Raw genomic sequence first — 1168 nt, 5'->3', positions numbered from 1 at the left:
TTCAATCGTTTCATCTGCGTTTTCCAAATTCACTGAAGCTTTTACAAGAGAAATATTATCGATGACATTTTTCGATCCGGTAATCTGCACATTTTTCGGACTGACAATCGGCTGCTCCGGAGAATAGCCTTTTTTCATCTTGCTTTTGTTGTAGTACTCCACTTCTACGGGAAAACTTTTGGTCGTCCGTTCCTGAATGGTCACTGTCGTAACAGACGGATTAATTGAGATTGTCAGCCCATCCGACACGTTTTTGGCCTTAAGCTCAACCTTATGTGTGCCGGTTTTCAAATGTTCCATATCGGCATATATTTCAAAGTTTTTGGTCTGCCGTGCCTTTTTCACGGCGCTTGTCGAGCCTTTTATCGTGACATTAACCGTTTGCGGAACACCCGTCACGACGTAATTTTCATCATCATAATACGCTTTAACCGGAATATCAGTCAGAGTTGCTTCATCAGTTGTTGATGTTGGAAAGAAAGATTCACCCGGTTTTTTCGGAGTCGGTGCTTGGTTGCTGTTAACCGCCACATAAAGCAAGAGCGCGAAAAGCAGAGCAATGATTTTCACAGCCCAGCGGTTGTTTAAGAATTTATCCATTTTTCTTGCCCCTCCAATACCAGCGGTTAGAAGAAGTGTCTCTGGTGTTTTTCTTAAACTCGGCTTCAAGCATTTCTTTCAGCGCTTCTTCTGTAAGCTCTCTGTGAAGGTCGCCGTTCTTTGCCACACTGACGCCGCCGGTCTCTTCAGACACAATAATCGTCAAACTGTCTGTTACTTCACTGATACCGACAGCTGCTCTGTGCCGCGTGCCCAGTTCTTTTGAAATAAACGGGCTCTCAGAAAGCGGCAGATAACAGGCGGCCGCGGCAATTTCATTATTTTTCATAATCACCGCACCGTCATGAAGCGGGGTGTTTGGGATAAAAATATTGATCAGCAGCTCAGAGCTGACTTTGGCATTCAGTGGTATGCCAGTCTCAATATAATCCCCCATTCCAGTATCCCGCTCAATGGTCAGCAGGGCGCCTATACGGCGTTTCGCCATATAATTGATCGCTTTTGTAATGGCCTCAATCGTTTTCTGCTGCGCTTCTTCAACAGGCGTGCCGCTCCTCGAAAAAAAGCGGCCGCGGCCTAGCTGTTCAAGCGCTCTTCTCAGCTCAGG

At 46.1% G+C, this 1168-nt stretch carries 1 protein-coding gene and 1 pseudogene; both read right to left on the bottom strand.

Going from position 1 to position 1168, the window contains the following annotated elements:
* A pseudogene (gene cdaR, locus ACWHAR_RS22365) lies at positions 1 to 600 on the bottom strand (CdaA regulatory protein CdaR); the annotation flags it as partial.
* The coding region (gene cdaA / locus ACWHAR_RS22360; RefSeq protein WP_452087867.1) for a diadenylate cyclase CdaA at positions 593 to 1168 on the bottom strand (576 nt) is incomplete at its 5' end. The pseudogene cdaR and the gene cdaA, both read right to left, overlap by 8 nt.

This window comes from Bacillus sp. LR--39, assembly GCF_053613335.1.
Note: the sequence above shows the minus strand (reverse complement) of the source record. Positions and strands in the feature narration are given on the sequence as shown.